Genomic DNA, 1,384 nt, shown 5'->3' with positions numbered 1-1,384 from the left:
GGGTTAAGGGTCAAAATGTGTGTCTGGCTCGGCGTGTCGCGGGGGTTAGATTTGGCCTTTTTGAATGCCGATTGAGTGGGTGTAGTCGGTGTCGATAGCGTTGTCGTAGAGGGCTGGGCGTCCTGTTTCGTGGTCGGCTTGGTTCTCGGTTTGGGTCAGGGTGGATACTTTGGCGAGTTGGCCCTGGCCCCAGTCGGACTGCCTGGCGATTCGTACTGGATCGTCAGGCAGTTCCGTTTTTAAGTAGAGCCACCAATCCAGCATGCGGCGTTGTCGTTCGCCTGATCTGCCGCGGTGGGTTCTGGCGAGCAGTTTGAGCTGGGCGTTGATGCCGCCTTCTAAGCTGTTGGTGGTGGATTTGATCCGCTCGGGCGCAAGGACTCCTGCTGGCGGGTTGAGGTAGACAAACAGCATCTCGGACCGCCAAAGATGGTTGAGGCTGTTGTAGGCCTTGCGCACGTTGTGGTGGGTCCACACGCGGGTCCATGCACCTGTTTTGGGGTCTTTGATCATGGTTTTCTCGTTCATCCATTCCCGGTAGATCGTGGAGAATTCGTGCAGTTGCACACCCCACGCGGCGGCTTCATCCAGTGTGGTGATCCGGGTCAGTTTCAGCGCAAGTCGGTAGATGGTGCGCCCGGCATCGGTGCGTGGGTTGGTGGTGGTGTAGCGGCGGACCACGCGTTGGGCGTGGACGAGGCAGCGTTGAATTTTCGTAGTCGGCCAGCACTTTTTGATTGCGCTGTATGCGCCTTGGCCGCCGTCGATGACGGCGATGAGTGGGGCTTCGATGCGTTCAAGCAGCAGTTGGTAGTCGCGGGTGGTTTCGTGTTTGCACCAGTGCCAGGCGATCACGTGGTCGATGGTCGCCGCGACGATCAGGCAGCCACCGGCGGTGTAGGTGCCATCGAGAAATACCTGGTCGTAGATCCGCTTGTGGTGGCCGGCGGTGGGGTCAGGCACATCAACGAGCCAGCACCACTTGAAGCGCCGCTTCATGGTGGCGCGGCTAACACCGTTTCGTTTGGCTAGGTCGTCGAGTGATATTGCGGTGGTGCAATGCTCGATGAACTGGGTGAACACTGCCGCGTTGGTGATGTCGTTTCGACGTTTGACGCTGGAGGCGCCGCATTGTTTGCAGCGCCATCTGGTGGTGCCTTTGCTGGTGGTGCCGTTGCGTTTCATTTCACCGCCGCAGTGGCAGCGTGGTTGGTTCTTCGACATTGCGACACCACACCACGCCGCGCATAGCACATCACGGCTGCCACACCGAGGATTTCCCGTCGGGGGCTAGATATATGCTTCCGGAGCATATACTTTCCGGAAACCTACAGGTCAATCCGTGAAAATCCGCGATTCCGGACACACTTTTTGACCCTTAACC

General features: G+C 58.5%; 1 protein-coding gene. It reads right to left on the bottom strand.

The window, feature by feature from the left end; translation table 11 throughout:
* Positions 1 to 45 precede the first annotated feature (45 nt).
* A complete protein-coding gene (locus QP981_RS11145; protein ID WP_005323424.1) occupies positions 46 to 1,224 on the bottom strand; it encodes an IS256-like element IS1249 family transposase in 1,179 nt (392 codons plus the stop codon).
* Positions 1,225 to 1,384: the final 160 nt, after the last annotated feature.

This window comes from Corynebacterium sp. MSK047, assembly GCF_030232285.1.
Classification (GTDB): Bacteria; Actinomycetota; Actinomycetes; order Mycobacteriales; family Mycobacteriaceae; genus Corynebacterium; species Corynebacterium jeikeium_D.
This window is presented reverse-complemented; position numbering and strand designations above follow the sequence as displayed.

What these genes read in the sequence shown, in the direction of transcription:
- QP981_RS11145 (WP_005323424.1), bottom strand. Translation starts at nt 1,224, where the DNA reads ATGTCGAAGAACCAACCACGCTGCCACTGCGGCGGTGAAATGAAACGC.